The organism is Saccharopolyspora gregorii, assembly GCF_024734405.1.
In the GTDB taxonomy this organism is placed as follows: domain Bacteria; phylum Actinomycetota; class Actinomycetes; order Mycobacteriales; family Pseudonocardiaceae; genus Saccharopolyspora_C; species Saccharopolyspora_C gregorii.
The window spans coordinates 3,732,510-3,754,620 of sequence record NZ_CP059556.1; the positions used below are offsets into that span (position 1 = coordinate 3,732,510).

The 22,111-nt window shown below is 73.2% G+C and carries 22 protein-coding genes; 10 read left to right on the forward strand and 12 right to left on the reverse strand.

Features of this window, described 5'->3' with window-relative positions; all coding sequences use genetic code 11:
- Positions 1-24: 24 nt before the first annotated feature.
- Complete coding sequence (locus H1226_RS16240) at positions 25-1,257, forward strand: LLM class flavin-dependent oxidoreductase (protein WP_258341481.1); 1,233 nt, start codon at positions 25-27, stop codon at positions 1,255-1,257.
- The gene (locus H1226_RS16245) at positions 1,254-2,618 is read left to right on the forward strand and encodes an NtaA/DmoA family FMN-dependent monooxygenase (protein WP_258341482.1); all 1,365 of its coding nucleotides are present in this window, start codon (positions 1,254-1,256) and stop codon (positions 2,616-2,618) included. Before H1226_RS16240 ends, H1226_RS16245 begins: the two co-directional genes overlap by 4 nt.
- A gap of 51 nt (positions 2,619-2,669) precedes the next feature.
- On the opposite strand, the gene H1226_RS16250 is transcribed toward H1226_RS16245, so the two are convergent.
- Positions 2,670-3,827, reverse strand: a complete 1,158-nt coding sequence (locus H1226_RS16250) for an MFS transporter (protein ID WP_258341483.1) — start codon at positions 3,825-3,827, stop codon at positions 2,670-2,672.
- 52 nt (positions 3,828-3,879) lie between these two features.
- Positions 3,880-4,191: a substrate-binding domain-containing protein gene (locus tag H1226_RS16255; RefSeq protein WP_258341484.1), complete on the reverse strand. Its 312-nt coding sequence runs from the start codon at positions 4,189-4,191 to the stop codon at positions 3,880-3,882.
- Positions 4,192-4,246: 55 nt separating this feature from the next.
- Between H1226_RS16255 and H1226_RS16260 the strand changes: the two genes are divergently transcribed.
- From H1226_RS16260 to H1226_RS16270, 3 genes are read left to right on the forward strand one after another with little or no spacing between them, the layout of a single operon-like run.
- Entirely contained in the window at positions 4,247-4,606 is a 360-nt protein-coding gene (locus H1226_RS16260) for a substrate-binding domain-containing protein (protein WP_258341485.1), read from the forward strand.
- A gap of 16 nt (positions 4,607-4,622) precedes the next feature.
- Complete coding sequence (locus H1226_RS16265) at positions 4,623-5,186, forward strand: ABC transporter ATP-binding protein (RefSeq protein WP_258341486.1); 564 nt, start codon at positions 4,623-4,625, stop codon at positions 5,184-5,186.
- Positions 5,183-5,386, forward strand: a complete 204-nt coding sequence (locus H1226_RS16270; protein ID WP_258341487.1) for a hypothetical protein — start codon at positions 5,183-5,185, stop codon at positions 5,384-5,386. The genes H1226_RS16265 and H1226_RS16270 overlap by 4 nt, the downstream gene beginning before the upstream one ends.
- 77 nt (positions 5,387-5,463) lie before the next feature.
- Here the strand turns inward: H1226_RS16270 and H1226_RS16275 are convergent, their stop codons facing one another.
- Positions 5,464-5,829, reverse strand: coding sequence for a MerR family transcriptional regulator (locus H1226_RS16275; RefSeq protein WP_258341488.1), 366 nt, complete (start codon positions 5,827-5,829; stop codon positions 5,464-5,466).
- Between the two features lie 130 nt (positions 5,830-5,959).
- Here H1226_RS16275 and H1226_RS16280 point away from each other — a divergent pair, with 130 nt between their 5' ends.
- Entirely contained in the window at positions 5,960-7,081 is a 1,122-nt protein-coding gene (locus tag H1226_RS16280) for an NADH:flavin oxidoreductase (protein ID WP_258341489.1), read from the forward strand.
- A gap of 92 nt (positions 7,082-7,173) precedes the next feature.
- On the opposite strand, the gene H1226_RS16285 is transcribed toward H1226_RS16280, so the two are convergent.
- Both H1226_RS16285 and H1226_RS16290 read right to left on the reverse strand, forming a co-directional pair.
- Positions 7,174-7,323, reverse strand: coding sequence for a hypothetical protein (locus tag H1226_RS16285; RefSeq protein WP_258341490.1), 150 nt, complete (start codon positions 7,321-7,323; stop codon positions 7,174-7,176).
- Positions 7,324-7,571: 248 nt separating this feature from the next.
- Complete coding sequence (locus H1226_RS16290) at positions 7,572-8,510, reverse strand: metallophosphoesterase (RefSeq protein WP_258341491.1); 939 nt, start codon at positions 8,508-8,510, stop codon at positions 7,572-7,574.
- A gap of 213 nt (positions 8,511-8,723) precedes the next feature.
- Here H1226_RS16290 and H1226_RS16295 point away from each other — a divergent pair, with 213 nt between their 5' ends.
- A complete protein-coding gene (locus H1226_RS16295) occupies positions 8,724-10,295 on the forward strand; it encodes a S1 family peptidase (RefSeq protein WP_258341492.1) in 1,572 nt (523 codons plus the stop codon).
- Between the two features lie 27 nt (positions 10,296-10,322).
- Here the strand turns inward: H1226_RS16295 and H1226_RS16300 are convergent, their stop codons facing one another.
- Positions 10,323-11,411, reverse strand: a complete 1,089-nt coding sequence (locus tag H1226_RS16300; protein WP_258341493.1) for a tartrate dehydrogenase — start codon at positions 11,409-11,411, stop codon at positions 10,323-10,325.
- 115 nt (positions 11,412-11,526) lie between these two features.
- Positions 11,527-12,477 carry a LysR family transcriptional regulator gene (locus tag H1226_RS16305; protein ID WP_258341494.1) on the reverse strand — a complete coding sequence of 317 codons (951 nt, stop codon included), beginning with the start codon at positions 12,475-12,477 and terminating at the stop codon, positions 11,527-11,529.
- A gap of 103 nt (positions 12,478-12,580) precedes the next feature.
- On the opposite strand from H1226_RS16305, the gene H1226_RS16310 reads away from it, so the two are divergent.
- Both H1226_RS16310 and dctA read left to right on the forward strand, forming a co-directional pair.
- The gene (locus H1226_RS16310; RefSeq protein WP_258341495.1) at positions 12,581-13,678 is read left to right on the forward strand and encodes a glycerate kinase; all 1,098 of its coding nucleotides are present in this window, start codon (positions 12,581-12,583) and stop codon (positions 13,676-13,678) included.
- A 37-nt stretch (positions 13,679-13,715) separates the two neighbouring features.
- The gene (gene dctA / locus H1226_RS16315) at positions 13,716-15,134 is read left to right on the forward strand and encodes a C4-dicarboxylate transporter DctA (protein WP_258341496.1); all 1,419 of its coding nucleotides are present in this window, start codon (positions 13,716-13,718) and stop codon (positions 15,132-15,134) included.
- Positions 15,135-15,202: 68 nt separating this feature from the next.
- Here the strand turns inward: dctA and H1226_RS16320 are convergent, their stop codons facing one another.
- The 3 genes from H1226_RS16320 to H1226_RS16330 all read right to left on the reverse strand — a co-directional run bounded on the left by H1226_RS16320 (position 15,203) and on the right by H1226_RS16330 (position 18,714).
- Entirely contained in the window at positions 15,203-16,060 is an 858-nt protein-coding gene (locus H1226_RS16320) for a 3-hydroxyacyl-CoA dehydrogenase family protein (RefSeq protein ID WP_258341497.1), read from the reverse strand.
- Between the two features lie 244 nt (positions 16,061-16,304).
- Entirely contained in the window at positions 16,305-17,786 is a 1,482-nt protein-coding gene (locus tag H1226_RS16325) for an aldehyde dehydrogenase family protein (protein ID WP_258341498.1), read from the reverse strand.
- Positions 17,787-17,910: 124 nt separating this feature from the next.
- Positions 17,911-18,714 carry a sulfite exporter TauE/SafE family protein gene (locus H1226_RS16330; protein WP_258341499.1) on the reverse strand — a complete coding sequence of 268 codons (804 nt, stop codon included), beginning with the start codon at positions 18,712-18,714 and terminating at the stop codon, positions 17,911-17,913.
- Between the two features lie 93 nt (positions 18,715-18,807).
- Between H1226_RS16330 and H1226_RS16335 the strand changes: the two genes are divergently transcribed.
- Positions 18,808-19,569 carry an AraC family transcriptional regulator gene (locus H1226_RS16335; RefSeq protein WP_224961368.1) on the forward strand — a complete coding sequence of 254 codons (762 nt, stop codon included), beginning with the start codon at positions 18,808-18,810 and terminating at the stop codon, positions 19,567-19,569.
- A gap of 15 nt (positions 19,570-19,584) precedes the next feature.
- Here H1226_RS16335 and H1226_RS16340 read toward each other — a convergent pair whose 3' ends face one another.
- Positions 19,585-20,820: a TerC family protein gene (locus H1226_RS16340; RefSeq protein ID WP_258341501.1), complete on the reverse strand. Its 1,236-nt coding sequence runs from the start codon at positions 20,818-20,820 to the stop codon at positions 19,585-19,587.
- 1 nt (position 20,821) lies between these two features.
- Positions 20,822-22,078, reverse strand: coding sequence for an amidohydrolase (locus H1226_RS16345; protein WP_258341502.1), 1,257 nt, complete (start codon positions 22,076-22,078; stop codon positions 20,822-20,824).
- Positions 22,079-22,111 lie beyond the last annotated feature (33 nt).

The following is a 22,111-nucleotide window of genomic DNA, read 5'->3' on the forward strand; positions in this document are numbered from 1 at the left end:
CCTCCGCAGGAGGTCCGTCCCCGCATGTCCGCACATCCCGAGCACCCGCTGCACCTGGCCGTCGCGCTCGACGGCGCCGGGTGGCATCCCACCGCGTGGCGCGACCCGCAGGCCACGCCGCAAGCGCTGTTCACCCCCGGCTACTGGACCGCGCTGGTCCGGGCCGCCGAACGGGGCCTGTTCGACTTCGCCACGATCGAAGACGCGCTGGGCCTGCAGTCCGACGACCACCTCAGCACCACCGACCGCCGCACCGACCGGGTGCGCGGGCGGCTCGACGCGGAGCTGATCGCGGCGTTCGTGGCACCGCTGACCAGCCGCATCGGCCTGGTCCCGACGGTCACCACGACGCACACCGAGCCGTTCCACCTCGCGTCGGCGCTCGCCACGCTCGACCACGACAGCCTGGGCCGCGCCGGGTGGCGGGTGCAGACCTCGGTGCGCTCCGACGAGGCCGCGCACTTCGGTCGCCGCGCCCTGCCGGAGATCCGCCGCGACGCCCTCGGCACCCCGGAGGTCGACGCCGCGGTGGCCGACCTGTTCGAGGAGGCCGGGGACGCCGTCGAAGTGGTCCGCCGGTTGTGGGACAGCTGGGAGGACGGCACCGAGATCCGCGACGCCGCCACCGGCCGGTTCCTGGACCGGGACAAGCTGCACCACGTCGACTTCACCGGCCGGTTCTTCTCGGTGCGCGGGCCGGGGATCGTGCCGCGCCCGCCGCAGGGCCAGCCGCTGGTGGTGGTGCTGGCGCACGGCCGGACCGTCTACGAGCTCGCGGCGCGCTCGGCGGATGTGGTCCTCGTGACGCCGCAGCAGGCGAGCGACGTGCCGCGGGTCGTCGCCGAGGTGCGGGCCGCCGAGCAGGCCGTGGGCCGCACCGGCGCCCCGCTGCGCATCCTCGCCGAGCTGGTGGTCGCGCTGGACCCGGACCCGGCCGCCGCCCGGGAACGGGTGGGGCGGCTCGACGGGCTCGCCGGTTCCCCGCTGCGCTCCGACGCGGCGATCGTCACCGGCTCCCCCGGCGAGCTGGCCGACGTGCTGCAGGAGTGGCGGGCGGCGTCGCCGGAGCTCGACGGGTTCCGGCTGCGTCCCGCGGTGCTGCCCACCGACCTGGACGCGTTGGCCGACGAGCTGGTGCCCGAACTCCAGCGGCGCGGGGTGTTCCGCGGCGAGTACGACTCGGTCAGCCTGCGCGAGCGCTTCGGCCTGGTCCGACCGGCCAGCAGGTACGCAAGCACCCCGGAGGTGGCCCGATGAGCGCGGCCAAGCAGGTGATCCTCGGCGCCTACTTCCCCGGCGTCAACCACGACACCGTGTGGAGCGACCCGGCCTCGGGCAGCCACATCGACTTCGCGTCCTTCGAGCACTGGGCGCGCACCGCCGAGCGCGGCAAGCTGGACCTGCTGTTCCTGGCCGAGGGCCTGCGGCTGCGCACCCGCGGCGAGGCGATCTTCGACCAGGACGTGGTGGGGCGGCCGGACACGTTCACCGTGCTGGCCTCGCTGGCGGCGATCACCGAGCACGTGGGGCTGGCGGGGACGATCAACTCGACGTTCAACGAACCGTACGAGCTGGCCCGCAAGTTCGCCACCCTCGACCTGCTCTCCGGCGGGCGGGCGGCGTGGAACGTGGTGACCAGCTTCGACGCGCCCACCGGGGAGAACTTCCGGCGCGGCGGGTTCCTGCACCCCTCGCAGCGCTACGAGCGGGCCGGCGAGACGCTGGCGGCGACGCGGCGGTTGTGGGACTCGTGGGGCTCGGACGCGGTGGTGGCCGACCAGGAGAGCGGCCGGTTCCTGCGCGACGAGCACGTCGGCGACTTCTCGTTCCGCGGCGAGCAGTTCGACATCGCCGGGCGGTTCTCCACGCCGCGCTCCCCGCAGGGGCACCCGGTGGTGCTGCAGGCCGGGGAGTCCCCGGCGGGGCGGGACTTCGCGGCGGCGAACTCGGACGCGATCTTCTCCCGGTACCAGCGGTTCGACGAGGCGCGCGCGTTCTACACCGACGTGAAGGCGCGGGTGCGCAAGGCGGGCCGGGACCCGGACGAGGTGAAGATCCTGCCGTCGGCGGCGATCATCCTCGGCGACACCGAGGCCGACGCCCGCGATCGGCACGCCGACATCCGCAGCCGCCAGGTGGACCCGTTCACCTCGATCGTGCTGGCCGAGACGGTGTGGAACCGGGATCTGTCCGATGTGGACCCGGACGGGCCGGTGCCCGACCTGGAACCCGCGCCGGACGCCCCCAAGTGGATCAAGGGCCGGGCTCCGTTGACGCAGGACGCGCACGCCACCGCCGAGGCTTGGCGGGAGCTGGGCCGCCGCGAGGGGCTCACGTTGCGGCAGGTGGTGACGAAGGTGTTCGACCGCAACGTCTTCGTCGGCACCCCGTCCTCGGTGGCCGCCGAGATCGACCGCTACGTGCGGGAGGGGGCCGTGGACGGGTTCATCCTCGGCTCGCACGTCAGCCCGTCGGGCCTCGACGAGGTGGTGGACCGGGTCGTCCCGCTGCTGCAGGACCGCGGCGTGTTCCGCACCGAGTACACCGGTACGACGCTGCGGGACAACCTCGGCCTCGCACCGGCGTCCCGCTTCGGCGAACCCGGCACCGCCGGCTGATCCACCAGGTGAGTGGCCCATCGGCCCGGTCACGATGGGCGAATGGGCCATTCACCTGAGTGGTCCGGGGACTCGACGGAGCGAGGTCGCGGTCAGCAGCACCAGGAGCGCGGCCAGCGGGGCGGTGCAGGTGGCGGCGAAGCCCCAGCGCGCGTCCAGGTGGTACAGCGGTACCCACAGCACCGGTGCCAGCGCACCACCGAAGAACTGCGCCGCCAGCGCCAGCGACGCCGCCCCGCCCCGGTTCGACGGCGCGCTCGTCGCGGCCAGCTCGTTGACGATGGTGCGGATGCCGGTGACCGCGGCGCCCGCCAGCAGCACCCCCACGACGACCAGCAGCGGGTCCGGGCCGAGCGCCGCGGCGAGCAACCCGGCCGCGAGCAGCGCGTTCAGCACCAGCCCCAGCGGCCGCGGCCCGACCCGCTCCGCCGACCGGCCCAGCGGCCCGGCGGCGGCCACTCCCGCCACGCCGAACGCCGCGCTGACCAGACCTCGTTGCACCGGCCCGAAACCGAAGTCGTCGGCGACGCGCAGCACCACCAGCACGGTGAGCCCCACCGCGCCGAGGTAGCTCAGGAAGGACAGCGCCGCCGCCGACCCCAGCCTGCGGTTGACCAGCACCCGCCACGGCACGGCACCGGTGGCCCGGCGGGCCGCGGCGGCCGCGTCCGGCGGCAACAGCACCAGCACGACCGCGAGCAGCGCGGGGAAGACGAACGCGAACCGCCAGTGCCACGCCGCCGCCACCCCGGTGATCAGCGGGCTGAACCCCTGACCGGCGGCCTGCATCCCGGCGAACCAGCCCAGCGCGCGCCCGCGCCGCTCCCCCGGCACCAGGTCGATGATCGAGGCCACCAGCAGCGGGGTGATGAACGCGTTCGCCGCGCCCTGCACGGCGCGGCCGAGCAGGAACAGCTCCATCGTGGGCGCCACCGCGCACAACGCGGACACCAGCGCGAACACCAGCAGCGCGGCGCGCACGACCCGCCCGCGGCCCCAGCGCTCCGCCAGGGTCCCCGACACCAGCAGCAGCGCCGCGAACGGCACCATGTACGCGGTGACGGCGGCCGCGGCGGCGGTCACCGAGCCGTGCAGCCCGGCCGCGACCTCGTGCACCATCGGGGTGACCATGGTGCTGCCGTAGGGGCCGAGGAACCCGCCCGCGTACAACGGCCACACCCGAGGTCCGCGCCCCGCCCGGCTCGCCATGGTCGGCACCTCCCAGCGCACCGGCCGGTGCCGTCCGCCGTCCCGCCCCGGTTCAGATCCGGACGAGGTTCTCGACCACCTTGCCGTATCCGGAGTCCTCCTGCACCAACCCCCAGCTCACCATCCAGTCGTAGGTGCGCTGGAACTCCTCCTGCGGGTAGGGGCGCGGTTCCACGAACCGCAGCCGGTCCAGCCGGAAGTCCTCGACCGAGAGCCGTTCGATCTCCGGCGGCACCTCGCCGATGAGGTGGTGCAGGTACGGCCGCGGGTCCTCGCCGAGCTTGCGCACCGCCTTCACCACCGCGCGGTTGATCGCCTCGTAGGTGCCGGCGGGCAGGTCGGGGCTCGCGATCTTTGAACCCACGTAGTAGGCCTCCGCCAGCAGCGCCTGGGACTACCTGCCGAGCTACCACACCGGGGTGCTCATCTCCGGGGACGACGTCATCCGCGACCACCCCGACGTGCTGCGGCGGGCGTTGCGCGCCTACTTCGCCTCCTACACCGACGCGAAGGAGAACCACGCGACCTACGTGCCGTGGTTGCAGGGGAAGTTGAAGCTGGACCCGGAGGCCGTCGCGCGCGCCATCCGGCAGGAGGACGACGTGTGGGACGACAACCCGGACGTCGATCCCGCCGCGATCCGGCGCAGCCAGGAGATCGAGGTCGAGGTGGGCAACCAGGACCGGATCTACGACGCGGACCGCTACATCGACCTGCGCTTCATCCCGCAGGAGTTCCGCAAGCCCTTCACCTACCCCCGGCCCCGCGCCGGGCGCTGATCGGACGGGAGCCGTCATGGCGATCTTCGAAGTGCGGTCGGTGCACAAGTCGTTCGGTGCGAACGAAGTGCTCTCCGGCATCGACCTGGACGTGGCCGCGGGCGAGTTCGTCTGCCTGCTCGGGCCGAGCGGTTGCGGGAAGAGCACCCTGCTGGAGGTGCTCGCCGGGTTGCAGGAGCCGAGCTCCGGCGAGGTGCGCTTCCGCGGTGAACCGCTCACCGGGCCGCGGGAGGGCATCGGGGTGGTGTTCCAGGACGCGTCGCTGTACCCGTGGCGCACGGTGCTGGCGAACGTGGAGCTGGGGCTGGAGATCCGCGGGGTGGGCCGGGGCGAACGCCGCGCCGCCGCCCGCGAGCACCTGGACCTGGTGGGGTTGTCCGGCTACGAGGACGCCTACCCGCACCACCTCTCCGGCGGCATGCGGCAGCGGGCGGGCATCGCGCGGGCGCTCACCGCGGAACCGGAGGTGCTGCTGATGGACGAACCGTTCGGGGCGGTGGACCACCTCACCCGGATCCGGCTCCAGCAGGACCTGCTGCGCATCCGCGCGCGGACACGGGGGGGACGGTCGTGTTCGTGACGCACGACGTCGGGGAGGCGGTGTTCCTCGCCGACCGGGTGCTGCTGCTGGCGGCGGGACCGGGACGGGTCGTGCGCACCTTCGACGTCGACCTGCCGCGGCCGCGGGAACGCGGTTCGCTGCCGCTGCTGCAGGAGGAGAGCCGCATCTACCGGGCACTGTCCGAATCGGACGGACGGGCCGAGCCGGTCGGTGGCTGAGCGCCGCGCGGGGTCCGGCGGCGCCGATCCGCGAACCGGCGCCGGTGATCACGACGTTCGGCCGGTGCGGTCCCGGGTCACGCGATCGACCGGGAGTCGTCGTGCGCCGCGTGCGAGCAGCCGATGATCGCGTCCAACCGGTCCCGGGTCCGCACGAGCTCGTCGACCTGCCGGTCGATGCGGTCCCGCTCGGCGACGAGGCGGTCCATCATGGCCGGGTCGGCTTCGCCGGTCTCCACGCACGGCAGCAGGCCGAGGATCAGCTTGCTGGACAGCCCGGCGGCGTAGAGCTGCTGGATGAGCCGCACCCGTTCCACCGCGGCCTCCGAGTAGGTGCGCTGCCCGCTGGCGGTGCGCTCGGCTCGCAGCAGGTGCTGTTCCTCGTAGTAGCGCAGCGCCCGCACGCTCACCCCGGTCCTGGCGGCCAGTTCCCCGATCCGCATCGCGCTTCCTCCTCGTGCCCGCCGGGCAGCGGTGGTAATCCCGGCCACAATCGGTTTCCTCTGACGTCGGCGTCAGGTTTTACCGTAGCGGAAGCACGCACCCCACCGCACCAGTTCCCGAGGAGAACCCGTGTCCAGCAGCAACACCTCCGACCGCGCGGCGAAAGCGCTGTCCCGCCCGTTCGAGCTGGGCGGCACGACCGTGCCGAACCGCATCGCGATGGCGCCGATGACGCGCGACCTCTCCCCCGGCGGAGTGCCCGGCGCGGACGTCGCCGCCTACTACGCGCGCCGCGCCGCCGCCGGCACCGGGCTGATCATCACCGAGGGCACTTACGTGGACCACCCCTCGGCCGGGCTCAGCGACTCGATCCCGCGCTTCCACGGCGAGGACGCGCTGGCCGGCTGGAAGAACGTCGTCGCCGAGGTGCACCAGGCGGGCGGGAAGATCTTCCCGCAGCTCTGGCACGTCGGGATGGCCCGCCCCGCAGGCGCCCCGCCGTTCCCGGACGCCCCGCCGATGGGCCCGTCCGGGCTCGACCTCAAGGGCGAGGAAGCCGGGCACGCGATGACCCGGACCGACCTGGACGCGGTCGTCGAGGCGTTCGCCCAGGCCGCCGCGGACGCCGAACGCGTCGGGTTCGACGGCGTGGAGCTGCACGGCGCGCACGGCTACCTCATCGACCAGTTCCTGTGGGAGCGCACCAACCGCCGCACCGACGCCTACGGCGGCGACCCGGTGTCCCGGACCCGCTTCGCCACCGAGGTCGTGGCCGCCGTGCGCCGGTCGGTCTCCGCCGACTTCCCCGTCGTGTTCCGCACCTCGCAGTGGAAGATGTACGACTACCAGGCGCAGCTGGCCACCACGCCGCAGGAGCTGGAGGCCGTGCTCGCGCCGCTCGCGGAGGCCGGGGTGGACGCCTTCCACGCCTCCACGCGGCGGTACTGGCGGCCGGAGTTCGAGGGCTCCGACCTGAACCTCGCCGGGTGGACCAAGAAGCTCACCGGCAAGCCGTCCATCACGGTCGGCTCGGTGGGGCTGAACCAGGAGTTCACCGGGGCGTTCACCGGCCAGACCTCCGAGATCACCGACATCGATGCACTGGTGGAACGGCTGGAGCGCGACGAGTTCGACCTGGTCGCGGTGGGCCGCGGACTGCTCGCGGACCCGCTGTGGAGCGAGAAGGTGCTCTCCGGGCGCCTGGACGAGGTCGCCCCGTTCAGCTCCGAGCTGCTCACCTCGCTGTACTGACCGCACGCGCGACGGCTCCCGCCGTTCCGGCGAACCGGAGGGCGGGAGCCGTCTCGGCGATGCGTCAGGTCGTGGTCGTCAAGGCCGGGGGCTCACTTGCGCCAGCCGCCCCAGTGGTGGCCCCAGCCCCAACCGTGACCCCAGCCCCAGCCCCAGCCGTGGCCCCAGCCCCAGCCCCAGCCGTGGTGGTGGCGCCGGCCCCAGCCGCCGGAGCTGTGGACGAAGATGCTCTTCACTTGCATGATCATTACCTGCTTCCCACGAACCCGGCAGGCGAAATCAGTTCCGTCCACCGGTGCCTCGGTGCTGCTGCGGATTCGATGGGAGTCGTTCTTCGCGGCCCCGTACGCGTCGGGTGGTCGACTCGGCGGGCCAGGCCCGGCGCGATTGCCCCCAGGTTAGCCCCGCGCGGCGCGCCGGGACCACGGGAATTCGGCCCGCACGCGGTGCGTGGCCGGGGGCGCCCACCTGCGCGGCGCCCCCGCGCGGATCACTCGGTGGCGTTCAGGTCCACGTCCACGGTGAAGTCGTCCTCGCCGTCGAAGTAGTTCGAGTCGTCCTCGGACGGCGAGTAGGTGTCGACGATCATCTTGCCCGCGTCCACGTCGAACTGCAGCAGCCGCAGGTAGCCGAGCCCGCCTTCCGGGGCGCTCTGGTAGTCGGCGAGGATCTCCGGCACGGTGCGACCGCCGCCGAGGTCCTTCACGTTGTGCGTGGCACCGTGGTTGTGCCCGCACAGCACGGCCTTCACGTTGCGGTGCGGCTCGACGATCCGGTCGAAGATCTCCTGGCCCTGCTCGCTGTAGGAGCCGTCGGTCTCCAGGTACGCGTGCACGCTGATGATCACCGGGGTGTCGGGGTGCGCGGCGAGGACGTCCTCCGCCCAGGCGAAGTCCGCCTCCTGCATGTCCCAGGTCAGCGACAACATCATGACCTGCTCGCCCGCCACGTCCACGAGGTCGTAGTGCTGGCGGTTGTTCTCGAACGACTCGCCGCGCACCGGGGAGCCGGCGAACCGGTCGTCACCGAAGTAGTCCGCGTAGAGCCCGTCCACGTCGTGGTTGCCCTCCACGACGCCGTACGGGAACTTCGCGTCGTCCAGCACCTTCATGCTGGCGTCGGCGTTCTTCCACTGGTCCTCGTCATCGGAGTCGTCCACGATGTCGCCGGTGTGCGTCGCGTAGCCGATCTTGCGCTCGGCGGCGTTGTCGACGAGCCACCGGGTCTGCGCGTCGAAGTGCTCGGGGTGGCTCTCCGAGTAGTACTGGGTGTCCGGGATCCAGGCGATCGCGGCGTCGTAGCTGCCCGGGTCGGGCAGCTCGGCGGCACGCGCACCGGGGCCCGCGAGCGCGCTGGGCGCGGCGATCGCGGTGGCGGCGGTCAGGCCGGTGGCGGCCAGGGCGATCAGCAGACGGCGGTCGGGCTTCACTGCGGCTCCTCGGCTCGGCGTACGTCCGGCACATCGTGCCGCCGCCGCGTGGAGCCGGGCCCAAGCCGCGCCGACCCCCTGGTGAACCGCCCCTGAACACGCCGCGATCACCGGATTTCCCGGTTCTCCCGCGAACGACCGGGCGTCCGGCTGGTACGAAACCGTGACGGGACGACGACGAGGTGCGGACGAGCGCGGGACACGGTGGGGCCCATGCACCTCCGAACCCGTTCCTTCGCGCTGCTCTGCGGGCTCGCGCTGACGACGGCGGTGGCGGGCGCGGTTCCCGCGTCGGCCATCGTCGGCGGCACCGAGTCCGCGGAGCCGTACTCGTTCATGGTCTCGCTCCAGTACGACCCGCCCCGCCCGGACGGGCACCGGTGCGGGGCGGTGCTCATCGCGCCGCGGTGGGCGGTGACCGCGGGCCACTGCGCCAACTCGCCGACCGGGGCGACGGCGGGCGTTCCCCGCGGCTGGCAGGTCCGCATCGGATCGCTGGACACCACCACCGGCGGCGAGGTCACCGAGGTCGACGCGTTCTACCGGCGGCACAACTCCTACGACCCGCCCGGCGAGGACATCGCGCTGCTGCACCTGCGCGATCCCGCGCAGGCCCGGCCTGCCCGGCTCGCGGACAGCGCGCCCGCAGTCGGGGCACCCGTCCGGATCCTGGGCTGGGGTGCGGCTGCGGCCGGCTGCGGTGACTTCGACGACCCCGAGTGCTACCCCAGCACGCTGCGCGAAGCCGACACCCGGGTCGTGCCGTTCGCGGAGTGCTGGGACGACGACGGCAGCACCTCGCCGTTGTGCATCGGTCAGGCCGAGCCGCCCGTCGGGCCGGGCATGACGGACTCCGGCGGGCCCGCCCTGGTCCGCGACGGCGACGGGTGGGCGTTGGCCGGGACGGTCATCGGACCCGGCACCAGGGGCACCGACTTCCCCGACATGTACACCGATGTCGCGGCGAACCGCGCCTGGATCGAGGGCATCGTGTCCGGGACCGACGTGCCCCCGTTCGACCCGGTCCCGAACGTGGCGGGCACGGCCGAGGTGGGCGAGTGCCACGGGTCGGTGGTGCGCACCGCCACCGCGCGCCCGGACGATCCGGCGCTGGCGCTGACCAACGGCCACTGCCTGCCGAGCGGACGGCCCGCGCCCGGGTCCGCGGTGGTGGACCGGCCCGCCGACCTGGCGGAACCGGTCACCATCAAGGACTCCGCCGGCTACTCGCTGGCCACCTCCCGCGCGGTCCGGCTGGAGTACGCGACGATGACCGGCACCGACATCGCCCTGTACCGGCTGGACAAGACCTACGCCCAGCTGGGCGCGGAGGGCGCGACCGTGTTCCGGCTGCCCACCACCCCGCTGCGCGCCGGTGACCGGATGTTCCTGTCCCGCCTGGACGGCCGCCCGGAGTGCGCGGTGGAGGCGGTACCGCGGCACCTGCGGGAGGACGGCTACCAGCAGGACGACCCGGTGCGCTATGCCCCCAGCGACACCTGCGCCAGCAGGCCCGGCGATTCCGGCGCGGCGCTGCTGTCCCCGGACGAGCGCACGATCGTGGGCATCAACAACACCTCCAACCGCGACGGCGAGCAGTGCACGAACGACAACCCGTGCGAGGTCGACGAGAACGGGGACGTGACCGCGGTGCGGGGCCGCAGCTACGGCCAGCAGGTGCACCTGATCTCCGCCTGCCTGGCCGCGGGCTCCCGGTGGGACGGGTCCCGGCCCGGCTGCGCGTTGCCTGCCGCAGCGCCCCCGGCCCGCTCGCCCGGCGAGTGACCGGGGCGAGCGGACCGACCGAACGGCTCAACCGAGCTCGGCGACGACCGCGTCGGTGATCTCGGTGGTCTTGGCGGTCCCGCCGACGTCGGGGGTGCGGATGCCCGCGGCGGCGGTGGCGTCGATGGCGTCGCGGAGGCGGGTCGCCTCGGCGGGCAGGCCGAAGTGGTCGAGCATCAGGGCGGCGCTGCCGAGGGCACCCGCCGGGTTCGCCAGGCCCTGCCCGGCGATGTCGGGCGCGGAGCCGTGCACCGGTTCGAACATGGACGGGAACCGGCGCTCCGGGTTCAGGTTGGCGCTGGCGGCGAGGCCCAGGCTTCCCGCCAGCGCCGAACCCAGGTCGGAGAGGATGTCGGCGTTGAGGTTGGAGGCCACCACCACCGACAGGTCCTCCGGCTTGAGCACGAACTTGGCGGCCATCGCGTCGACGAGCACGCTCTCGGTCTCCACGTCCGGGTAGTCGGCGGCGACCCGCTCGAACACCTCGTCCCACAGCACCATGCCGTACTGCTGGGCGTTGCTCTTGGTCACCGACGACACCTTCTTGCGCGGGCGCTGCCGGGCTAGGTCGAAGGCGAAGCGGATGATGCGTTCGCAGCCGTGCTCGGTGAACAGCGCGGTCTGCAGCGCCACCTCGTTGCCGGGTCCGCGGCCGGAGAGGTTCCGCCCGCCGAGCCCCGCGTACTCGCCCTCGCTGTTCTCCCGCACCACCACCCAGTCCAGCTCGGTGTGGTCGGCCTTGCGCAGCGGCGAGGTGATGCCGGGGTGGAAGCGCACCGGGCGCACGTTGGCCCACTGGTCGAAGTTCTGGCAGATGTTGAGCCGCAGCCCCCACAGGCTGATGTGGTCGGGCACCGACGGCCAGCCGACGGCGCCGAAGTAGAGGGCGTCGAAGTCGCGGAGCTGCTCCAGGCCGTCCGCGGGCATCATCCGCCCGGTCTCGGCGTAGTATCCGCAGCCCCACGGGAATTCGGTCCAGTCGAAGGCGAACGCGCCGCCGGAGCCCGCCGCGAGGGCGTCGAGCACGGTGCGACCGGCGGCGACGACCTCCTCGCCCACCCCGTCGGCGGGGATGGCGGCGATGCGGAAGGTGCGGGTGGCGGGTGCTGCTGGCATCGGTCACTCCTGGGGGTCGCTGCGGGCGGTGGTGGCCCGAGTGAAGCCCGGCGGCGCAGCGCGCGTCCAAGACGCGTTAGCGATGCGATGCATAGGCCGGGCCTATCCGCGCCGTTCAGCGGGCCTCGTCCAGGTAGTCGGCGGCCCGGTGCTCGCGGGCGACCGCGCGGAACGCTTCGGCGATCGGGGTGAGCGGGGCGGTGCGGCTCAGCAGCGCCACGTGCAGCCGGGCCGGGTGGTCGATGCGGGCGAGGCGCAGCCCGCAGCGCCGGGCCAGCGGCGCCCACGCGGCGGGCAGCACGGCGAGCCCCACGCCTTGCAGCACCAGCGGCAGGATCGACGTCCGGTGCGCCACTTCGGCGGCGATCCGCACCGGCACTCCCCCGGCGAGCGCGTCGTCGACGATGCCGCGCATCAGGCTGCCCGGCGGGGAGGCGATCAGCCGCGCGTCGGCGAGGTCGGCGAGCCGCACCGGATCCGCGGCGGGGAACTCATGCTCCGGGGCGCCGACGAGCAGGAAACCCTGCTCCTCCAACGGGATCACCTCGACCCCTGGCGCGCGCGGCGGCGCGGGAGCGCCGACGAGACCGAGCTCGCAGGCGCCCTGCTTGATCAGCTGCACCACCTCGTCGGCGGTGAACGCCGCGTCGGCACCGACGACGACGCCGGGGTGGCGCCGGGCGAACTCGGCGGTGAGCGCGCCGAGCGGTTCGATGCCGGGCGAGGGCATCGTGGCGAGTTCCACCCGCCCACGCAACACGCCCTTCACCGAGTCCACGGTGGCGCGCGCGGCCCGCAGGTCCCGCAGCACCTGCCGCGCCGGGCCGACGAGTTCGCGGCCCGCGTTGCTGATCACCACGCCGCGCCCGACCCGGTGGAACAGCCGCACCCCGAGTTCGCGTTCGAGCCCGGCGATGGCCTGCGACAGCGACGGCTGCGCGAGGTGCAGCGCCTGGGCGGCGCGGCCGAATCCGTCGTGGTCGACGACGGCGAGGAAGTACTCCAGCTGCCGGGTGTCCATCGGGTCGGCCTCCCGCGTCGGGCGTCGTCGCAGCGTGCGCGGCATTCATTCGGTGAACCTATGGCTCGGGTAGCAACTTACTCTTGGACGCCGCGACGGCGGCCGGGCCACCGTGGTTCCCACGTTCCGGCCGGGTCGAGGAGGATTCATGGGGCGGGTGCTGGTCGCGCTCGATTCGTTCAAGGGTTCGCTCGACGCGGCCACCGCCACCGCCGCCCTCGCCCGCGGGTTGCGCCGGCACCGCAGCCGGCCGGAGGTGCTGGAGCATCCGGTCGCCGACGGCGGCGAGGGCACCTTGGACGCGTTCGAGGCGGCCGGGTTCGAGCGGGTGCCGGTGCGGGTGCGCGGCCCGGTCGGCGGCGAGGTGATCACCGGTTTCGCGCACCGCGACGGCATCGCGGTCGTCGAGTCCGCGGACGCGTCCGGCCTGGGCAGGCTCCCGGGCCCGCCGTCGCGGGAGACCGCGGTGGCGGCGTCGACCTGCGGCACCGGGCAGGTGATCGCGGCCGCGCTGGACGCCGGGCACCGCGAGGTGGTGGTCGGGCTCGGCGGCAGCGCGAGCACCGACGGCGGCGCCGGGCTGCTGGCCGCGCTCACCGGGCGGGACCCGGAGCTCCCCCGGTCGGCCGAGCTCGCCGGGCTGCACGCCCGGCTGCGCGGGCCGGACGCGGCGCGGCTGGTGGTGGCCTGCGACGTGGACAACCCGCTGTGCGGGCCGCACGGCGCGGCCGCGGTCTACGGGCCGCAGAAGGGCGCCGACGCCGCGCTGGTCGCCGAACTCGACCGGGACCTGCGGGAGTGGGCCCGGGAGCTGGCGGCCGCGACCGGGCGGGCGGTCGCGGACTCGCCCGGCGCCGGAGCGGCCGGTGGCGCCGGGTTCGCGCTGCTGGCGCTCGGCGGACGGCGGGCAGCGGGCATCGAGCTGGTGCTCGACCTGACGGGCCTCGCCGACCGACTCGCCGGCGCGGACCTCGTCGTCACCGGTGAAGGCGCGCTGGACCGGCAGACGTTGCGCGGCAAGGCACCGGCCGGGGTGGCGCGCGCCGCCCGGGACGCCGGTGTCCCGATCGTCGCCGCGGCAGGCCGGAATCGGCTGTCCACTCCGGACTTGGCGGCGGCCGGGTTCGCCGCGGCGTTCGCGCTCGCCGACCTCGAGCCCGACCCGGCGCGCTGCATGCGCGACGCCGCACCGCTGCTGGAACGGCTCGGCGCGCGCATCGCCGAACGGCTGCTCCCCCGCGGCTGATCCCGGACCCCACCCGAACGACGTGCAGGAGAGTGCAATGACGCATACCGCACCGCAGTCCGCCCCGAAGCCCTGGTACCGGCAGTTGTACGTGCACGTGCTGATCGCCATCGTCGTGGGCGTGCTCCTCGGGTGGTGGCGGCCCGAGCTCGGCGAGGCCATGCAGCCGATCGGCACCACGTTCATCGCGGCGATGAAGATGCTGATCGGGCCGATCGTGTTCCTCACCATCATCGGCGGCATCGCCAACGTCGCCGACCTGAAGAAGGTCGGCATCACCGGGTTGAAGGCGCTCACCTACTTCCAGCTGGGCACGATCGCCGCGCTGGTGCTGGGGCTGGTCGCCATCAACGTCACCCGGCTCGGCGTCGGAGTGCACGCCCGGCCGGAATCGCTGCACGCGAGCGGGAACGCCCAGCAGTACATCGCCGACGGCGAAGGGCAGCACTGGTGGGAGCTGCTCACCCACCTGGTCCCGGAGAGCTTCTTCGGCGCGTTCGTCGACGGCGACATCCTGCAGATCATCTTCCTGGCCGTGCTGTTCGGCATCGCCGTCAAAGCGGTCGGGCCGGTCGGCGAGCCGATCATCGCCGGGGTGAACCGGCTGACCGAGGTCGTGTTCAAGGTCCTGGGCTTCGTGATGAAGGCCGCGCCGCTGGGCGCGTTCGGCGCGATGGCCTACGCGGTCGGCGCGTTCGGGGTGTCCACGTTGAGCAGCCTGGGCACGCTGATCGCGCTGTTCTACGGGACTTCGCTGTTCTTCGTGGTGGTGGTGCTCGGCGGGGTGCTGGGCGCCTACGTGCGGTTGAACATCTTCCGGTTGTTCCGGTACTTCAAGGAGGAGTTCCTGCTGGTGCTCGGCACGTCCACCGCGGAGCCGGCGCTGCCGGGGCTGATGCGGAAGCTGACGGCGCTGGGCGCGGACCGCGCGACGGTGGGGCTCGTGGTGCCGACCGGGTACAGCTTCAACCTGGACGGCGCGGCGATCTACCTGTCGCTGGCGGCGCTGTACATCGCGCAGGCCACCGACACGCCGTTGAGCATCGGGCAGCAGCTGGGCCTGCTGGCGGTCATGCTGCTGACCTCGAAGGGCGCGGCCGGGGTCGCGGGCGGCGGGTTCATCGCGCTCACCGCCACGTTGTCCACCATCGGCACGGTGCCCGCTGCGGGCATCATGTTGATCTTCGGCATCGACAAGTTCATGTCGGAGTGCCGGGCGCTGGTGAACTTCTACGGCAACGCGGTCGCGACGCTGGTGATCGCCAAGTGGGACGGGGCGCTCGACGTGGACCGCGCGCGAGCGGTCCTCGCCGACCCCACCGGAGCCGCGAACCCCGCCACGACCCCGAATTCCGATACCTCGACCGACCACGAAGCTCCGACCCCGAGCGATCCTCCCACCACTCCGGCGAAGACCGGCCCCGCGGAGGACGCAGTGGACCCCGCCATCCGCTGACGGCGTCCGCGTCGCGACGAAGAGCGTTGCCGCCCTGCCTTCGGACCTGCCCGGCTGCCGCTACCCGCTCACCACGCGAAGAACCCGATCCCCGTCTTGCGGCCGAGTTCCCCGCGCTCGACCTTGTCCCGCAGCAGCTGCGGCGGGGCGAACCGCTCGCCGAGCGTGGCGCGCAGGTGTTCGGCGATGGCGAGCCGCACGTCGAGCCCGACGAGGTCGGTGGAGCGCAGCGGCCCCATCGGATGCCGGTAGCCGAGCCGCATCGCGGTGTCCACGGATTCGGCGTCGGCGACGCCCTCTTCGAGCATCCGGATCGCCTCCAGGCCGAGCAGCACGCCGAGGCGGCTGGTGGCGAAGCCCGGCGAGTCCCGCACCTGCACTTCGGTCTTGCCGAGGCCGCGCACCCAGTCGCGGGCGCCGCCGAGCACGTCCGCGGCGGTGTCCGGACCGGCGACGAGCTCCACGAGCTGCGAGGCGGGCACCGGGTTGAAGAAGTGCATCCCGAGGAACCGCCGCGGTTCGCGCAGGGCCGCGGACAGTTCGGCGATCGGCAGCGAACTGGTGTTGGAGGCCAGCACCGCGTCCGGGCCGAGCACGTCCTCCACCGCGGTCAGCACGTCGACCTTGAGCTCCAGCTGCTCGGGCACCGCTTCGACGACCAGCTCGACGCCGCCCGGCAGGTCCGCGACGTCGGTCAGCACCCGCAGCCTGGCGAGCAGGTCCGCGGGGCCCTCGGCGAGCTTGCCGCGGTCGGCGGCCCGCCGGACGCTGCCCGCGATCCGGTCGGTCGCGGCGGCGGCGCCGTCCGCGCCGCTCTCCACGATGGACACGTCGGCGCCTGCGATGGCGAAGGTCTGCGCGATGCCCGACCCCATCCGGCCGCCGCCGATGACGGCGACCTCGCCGGGGACAGCTGGTGTGCTCATGACTTTCCTCCGCTCCCAGGACCGGGGTGGCGCCCCGGCGTCGTCAGTGCCTGCTGCCACCGCGGACGGCCCGCTCCGCCGGACCGGGACCGGCGGAGCGGTCCCGGACCGGCGCGGGGCGCGCTGGCCGGGGCCCATTCTTAACCGTCCGGTCGGTCGGTGATCAACCCGGTCCCCCGGTAGCGGGCTCCCGGTACGGCCGATCCGGTGAACGGCGGTGCGGCCGGTGGGCGCAGCACCGCCGTCACAGCCCCAGCATCACCGTCTTCGCCTCGGTGTAGGCGTCGAGGACGTCGGTGCCGTGCTCCCGGCCGAGACCGGACTGCTTGAACCCGCCGAAAGGCACGCTCCCGCTGCTCATCTCCTGCCCGGAGTTGATCCACACCGTGCCGGCGCGCAGCCGCGCGGCGGTGCGGTGCGCGGTGCCGACGTCGCGGGTCCACACCGAGGCGGACAGCCCGTAGGTGGTGTCGTTGCCCGCCCGCACCACCTCGTCCTCGTCGGTGAACGGCTGCAGCGCCGCGACGGGCCCGAAGATCTCCTCCCGCGCGACCCGCATGTCCGCGGTGACGTCGGTGAGCAGCGTCGGCGGCACGAACAGCCCGCCGATGCCCGTGCCACCCGCGGCGATCGTGGCGCCTTCCTGCCGGGCGAGGTCCAGGTAGGAGGTGACGCGCTCGTAGTGCCCGCGGAACGCCAGCGGCCCCATCAGCGCCCGCGGGTGGAACGGGTCGCCGATCGGGATGCGCGCGAGCTCCGCGGTCAGCAGCTCGGCGAACCGATCGCGCACGGGTTCCTGCACGAAGATGCGGCTGCCCGCCACGCACGCCTGCCCGCTGCCTGCGCAGAACCCCATCGCGGCCTGCGCGGCGGCGGCCTCCAGGTCGGCGTCGGCGAACACGATCGCGGGCGATTTCCCGCCCAGTTCCAGGGTGACGCGCGCCAGCGAGTCCGCGGAGGTGCGCACGATGTGCTTGCCGACCTCGCCCGAGCCGGTGAAGCTGATCTTGTCGACACCGGGGTGCGAGATCAGCGCCTGCCCGGTCACGTCGCCCGGACCGGTGATCACGTTGACCACCCCGGCGGGAAGTTCGGCGGCCAGCAGGCCCGCGAGCCGCAGCGCGCTGAGCGAGCTCTGCTCGGCCGGTTTGAACACCACGGTGTTGCCGGTCGCCAGGACGGGCGCCAGCTTCCACGCGGCCTGCAGCAGCGGCCCGTTCCAGGCGACGATCGCGCCGACCACGCCGACCGGCTGGCGCAGCACGTAGTGCAGGCGGGACGGGTCGGTCGGGCCGACCTGGCCGTAGAGCTTCGTGGGCCAGCCCGCGTAGTGCCGGAACACCTCGGCGGCGTGCTCGACCATGCCGCGGGTCAGCGCCAGCGGTGCGCCCATCTCCAGCGAGTCGAGGGTGGCGAGCTCCTCCTGGTGCTCCCGCAGCGCGTCGGCGATGCGCAGCAGCGCGTCGCCGCGGCGCTGCGGGCTCAGCGCGGACCAGGACGGGTCGTCGAACGCGGCGCGGGCGGCGGCGACCGCGGCGTCCACGTCGCCCGCGTCGGCGAGGGCGATCTCGGCGAGGTCCTGCTCGGTGGCCGGGTCGACGGCCGGGAACGACGCACCCGCGCGGGCCTGCCGCCACTCCCCTCCGATGAACAGCCCGTGCGGGCGTGCCAGGAATGCGGGGCGCGGGCGCGGCGTGGACGCGTCGAGGGACAGCGGTGCGGGCACGGTTTCCTCCGGTGGTTCGGCGACCGCGCGCTTCGCGGCCGTGCCACGACTCTGCGGCCTGCACGCGGAAACCTCGGAGGTCCGCGGACCCTAGGAATCCCCGACCCACCTTCGAGGATCGCCGTCAGGCGCCGGTGATCACCATCGAGATCAGCACCACCACGAGCAGCACCAGGTACGCCCCCGCGTGCACTCGGTCCGGGATCCGCCCGGTCACCCGCTTCGTCACCGCGATCGCGGGCAGCGAACCGCACAGCAGCGCCGCCGCGGCGAGCAAGTCGACGAATCCGATCCGCCCCGCCACGGCCACCGCCGGGGACCCGAACGCGTACACGGCGGTCCCCGCGAGCGCGATCGGCACGCTCAGCGGGTTCGCCATCGCCGCGGCGTCCGCCATCGGGAAGCCCCGGCGCCGCAGCAGGGGGACGGTCAGCACGCTGCCCCCGACTCCGAGCAGTGCGGCCACCGCGCCGATCCCGGTGCCGCCCGCGGTCGTGGTGGCGCGGCCGAGCGGGCGCGGCGGCACGGCGCGGTCCCGGGAGCCGAGGAACCCGCTGCGAAACAGCCCGTCCACGATGGCGATCGCCAGGTACGCCACGAACAGCAGGTGCAGCACCCCGTCCGGCACCAGCCCGGCCAGCAGCGACCCGAACACCGCGCCGACCGAGATGAACAGCACCAGCGGCCACAGGTAGTCGCGGCGCAACCGCCCGGCGCGGGCCTGCGCCAGCGTCGCCGACACCGAGTTCACGATCATCACCGCGGTCGAGGTCGCCACCGCCACGTGCATCGCCTCGGACCCGGAGGTGGCGACGACGAACCCGAACACCACCGGCACGGTCACGAACCCGCCGCCGAAGCCGAACAGCACCGTGGTGATGCCGGTCAGGCAGCCGAAGCAGAACAGCACGAGGAAGGAGATCAGCACTTCCAGCACGCTAGGCGCCCGGCGCACTGGCCCGCATTCGTCGTCCGGCCACGTTCCTCCGAGCACTCGCCGAACCGGGCATACCATCGCGGGGTGCGCAACGTGCCGATCGCGGAGCTGGAGGACCTGGACCGGCCGGTGCTGGCGATCGGCACCGACTACCCGCCGGGCCACCTGCTTCCGATGCACCGCCACCGCCGCGCGCAGCTGCTGTACGGCGCGACCGGGGTGATGCGGGTGGAGACCGCGGACGGCGACTGGACGGTCCCGGCGCACCGCGCGGTGCTCGTCCCCGCCGGGACCGATCACCAGGTGCTGATGAACGGCGTGACCACCCGCAGCCTGTACCTGGAACCGCGGGCGGTGCCGTGGTTCCCGGACCGGTGCCGGGTGGTGGAGGTGTCGCCGCTGCTGCGCGAACTGCTGCTGGCCGCGGTGGACGTGGAGCCCGAGTACGACCCGGCCGGGCGGGACGGCGCGCTGGTGGAGCTGGTGCTGCACGAGATCCGGTCGCTGGCGCCGCTGCCGTTCGACCTGCCGCTGCCGCGCCACCCGGGGCTGCGCCGGTTGTGCGAACGGTTCCTGGCCGCCCCGGACGTGCACGACCCGAGCTCGCGGTGGGCGGCGGAGCTGCACGTCGGCGAGCGCACCTTCAGCAGGCTGTTCCCGGCGCAGACCGGGTCGACCTTCCACGCGTGGCGGCAGCGGGCGTGCGCGCTGCACGCGGTGCGGTCGCTGGCGTCGGGGCGCACCGTCACCTCGGTCGCCGCCGAGCTGGGCTACGGCAACCCGGCGGCGTTCACCACGATGGTCAAGCGGGAGACGGGCTCGGCGCCCAGCGCGTTCCGGCCGTGACGGCTCCGGCCGCGCTCAGCCGGCGCCGGTCGGGTCCTCGTCGGTGCGGTCGCGCGCGGCCCGCTGCTCGTGCACGGCGTCGCGGTGCTTGGCGTGGGCGCGGCGCAGCGAATCCCGCAGGCCCGGCTCGTCGTGGATCTCGGCCCGGAACTTCGCGGGCAGCGCGTCGAGCCGGCGCTCTTCGTCGAGCAGCTTCTCGTAGGTGCGCTGCCGGGCCGCCGGATCGGTCTCGTAGCCCTCGTCGAGGTACTGCTCGGCGTGCCTGCGGGCCCCGGCGATGGTGTTCTTCGCCCGGCCCCGCGCGCTCAGCAGCGAGGCCAGCACGGTGATCACCAGCACGCCGATGATCACGCCCAGGGACACGCCGGTGCTGATCTCCACGACGTGCACCGGCCGGCCGCCGTTGATGAACGGCACGTTGTTCTCGTGCAGGGCGTGCAGCACGAGCTTGACGCCGATGAACCCGAGGATGACCGCCAGCCCGTACGACAGGTAGATCAGCCGGTCCAGCAGCCCGTCGATGAGGAAGTACAGCTGCCGCAACCCCAGCAGCGAGAACGCGGTGGCCGTGACCACCAGGTACACGTTCTGGGTGAGCCCGAAGATCGCCGGGATCGAGTCGAGCGCGAACAGCAGGTCGGTACCGCCGATGGAGACCATCACCAGCAGCATCGGGGTGAGCATCCGCTTGCCGTCGACGTGGGTGAACAGCTTGTCGCCGTCGTAGTCGTCGCTGGTGTGGAAGAACCGCTTGGCCAGCCGGATGATCACGTTGTCGGCGGTGCGGTCCTCGGAGTCCGAGGACCGCAGCAGGTTCCCCGCCGTGATGAGCAGGACGAGCCCGAACAGGTAGAACACCCACGCGAGGGTGTTGATCAGCGCGGCGCCGATGAAGATGAACCCGGTCCGCGCGAACAGCGAGAACACGATGCCGAACAGCAGCACCTTCTGCTGGTCGGCGTGCGGCACCTTGAAGCTGGAGATGATGATCAAGAAGACGAACAGGTTGTCCACCGACAACGCCTTCTCGGTGACGTACCCGGCGAAGTACTCCGCGCCCATCGTGGTCCCGCCGAAGATCCACACGAGCAGGCCGAACACGATGGCGATGCCGACGTAGAGCGCCGACCACACCGCCGCCTCCCGCAGCCCCGGGGTGTGCGGCTTCCGGACGTGGAAGACGTAGTCGAACAACAGCAGGCCGATGATGACGACGATCGTCAGGATCCAGACGTAACCGGGAACGCTCATCTCAGGCCAGCCAGGCCAGCGCGGCGACGACGAGCGCGCCGGTGCCGGTGCGCAGCGTCGGCTGGAGCACCGGCGCGAAGGTGCCGGAGTGGTTGACCGGGATGTCCTGCGCGACCCGGCCCTCCCTGCTGGCCCGTTCGAACCGATCGGGGTCGGTGCCGCCGAACGCCCAGTACGAGTACGGAATCCCCCAGGCGGCGGGCAGGTCGCCGAAGTCCTCGCTGGCGGTGACCCGCCCGATGTCCTCCACCCGGTCGGCGCCGAAGTGGCCGGTGAGCGCGGCGGTGACCTTCTCGGTGGTGCCGGCGTCGTTGTCGGTGAGGGAGAACCGGGCGACCATCTCGAACTCGGGTTCCCGCGGGGAACGGGACGCCTGGCACTCGGCGCGGACGATGCGCTCCACCGCGTCGAGGACCTGGCTGCGCGTCCGCTCGTCGTAGGTGCGCAGGTTCAGCTCGATGGTCGCCTGGTCCGGGATGACGTTGCTCTTCGTTCCGGCGAGGATGCTGCCGACGGTGAGCACCACCGGGTCGGTGGGCGCGACCTCGCGGGACACGACGGTCTGCAACCGCACCACGATGTGCGCGGCGAGCACCACCGGGTCGACGGTCGCCTGCGGCATCGAGCCGTGCCCGCCGCGGCCGTGCACGGTGATGCGCATGCTGTCGGCGGCGGCGAACGTCGGTCCGGCGTGGGTGCCGACGATCCCGGCCGGGTACGGCATCACGTGCTGGCCGAGGGCGACGTCGGGTTTCGGCACCAGGTCCGCCAGCCCGTCGTCGACCATGCCCTGCGCGCCGTCCCCGGCCTCTTCGGCGGGCTGGAACAGGGCGATGACGGTGCCGCTCCAGTGCTCGGTGCCCGCCGCGAGCAGTTGCGCGGCGCCGAGCAGGCAGGTCACGTGCACGTCGTGGCCGCAGGCGTGCATGACGGGCGAGCCCTCGCCGTCCGCGCCGGAGGTGGCGGTGCTGGCGTAGGGCAGTCCGGTCGCCTCCCGCACCGGCAGCGCGTCCATGTCGGCGCGCAGCAGCACCACCGGGCCGGATCCGTTGCGCAGCACCCCGACGACTCCGGTGCCGCCGACGCCGGTGTGCAGCTGGTAGCCCTGCTCGCGGAGCCGTCCGGCGACCTTCTCCGCGGTGCGGTGCTCCTGGTGGGACAGCTCCGGGTGCTGGTGCAGGTCGCGGTAGAAGTCCTCCTGCCAGCTCGTGGCGTCCTCGGCTCCCGCGAGCACGGACGAGACGGGATCGGCGGTCATGGCGGCTCCTCGCTCTGTCGGACTCCCTTGGAT

Excerpts from the sequence above, each read along its gene's own strand:
- H1226_RS16240 (WP_258341481.1), top strand. The coding sequence starts at position 25 with ATGTCCGCACATCCCGAGCACCCGCTGCACCTGGCCGTCGCGCTCGAC.
- H1226_RS16245 (WP_258341482.1), top strand. The coding sequence starts at position 1,254 with ATGAGCGCGGCCAAGCAGGTGATCCTCGGCGCCTACTTCCCCGGCGTC.
- H1226_RS16250 (WP_258341483.1), bottom strand. The coding sequence starts at position 3,827 with ATGGCGAGCCGGGCGGGGCGCGGACCTCGGGTGTGGCCGTTGTACGCG.
- H1226_RS16265 (WP_258341486.1), top strand. The coding sequence starts at position 4,623 with ATGGCGATCTTCGAAGTGCGGTCGGTGCACAAGTCGTTCGGTGCGAAC.
- H1226_RS16275 (WP_258341488.1), bottom strand. The coding sequence starts at position 5,829 with ATGCGGATCGGGGAACTGGCCGCCAGGACCGGGGTGAGCGTGCGGGCG.
- H1226_RS16285 (WP_258341490.1), bottom strand. The coding sequence starts at position 7,323 with ATGCAAGTGAAGAGCATCTTCGTCCACAGCTCCGGCGGCTGGGGCCGG.
- H1226_RS16295 (WP_258341492.1), top strand. The coding sequence starts at position 8,724 with ATGCACCTCCGAACCCGTTCCTTCGCGCTGCTCTGCGGGCTCGCGCTG.
- H1226_RS16300 (WP_258341493.1), bottom strand. The coding sequence starts at position 11,411 with ATGCCAGCAGCACCCGCCACCCGCACCTTCCGCATCGCCGCCATCCCC.
- H1226_RS16305 (WP_258341494.1), bottom strand. The coding sequence starts at position 12,477 with ATGCCGCGCACGCTGCGACGACGCCCGACGCGGGAGGCCGACCCGATG.
- H1226_RS16310 (WP_258341495.1), top strand. The coding sequence starts at position 12,581 with ATGGGGCGGGTGCTGGTCGCGCTCGATTCGTTCAAGGGTTCGCTCGAC.
- dctA (WP_258341496.1), top strand. The coding sequence starts at position 13,716 with ATGACGCATACCGCACCGCAGTCCGCCCCGAAGCCCTGGTACCGGCAG.
- H1226_RS16320 (WP_258341497.1), bottom strand. The coding sequence starts at position 16,060 with ATGAGCACACCAGCTGTCCCCGGCGAGGTCGCCGTCATCGGCGGCGGC.
- H1226_RS16340 (WP_258341501.1), bottom strand. The coding sequence starts at position 20,820 with ATGAGCGTTCCCGGTTACGTCTGGATCCTGACGATCGTCGTCATCATC.
- H1226_RS16345 (WP_258341502.1), bottom strand. The coding sequence starts at position 22,078 with ATGACCGCCGATCCCGTCTCGTCCGTGCTCGCGGGAGCCGAGGACGCC.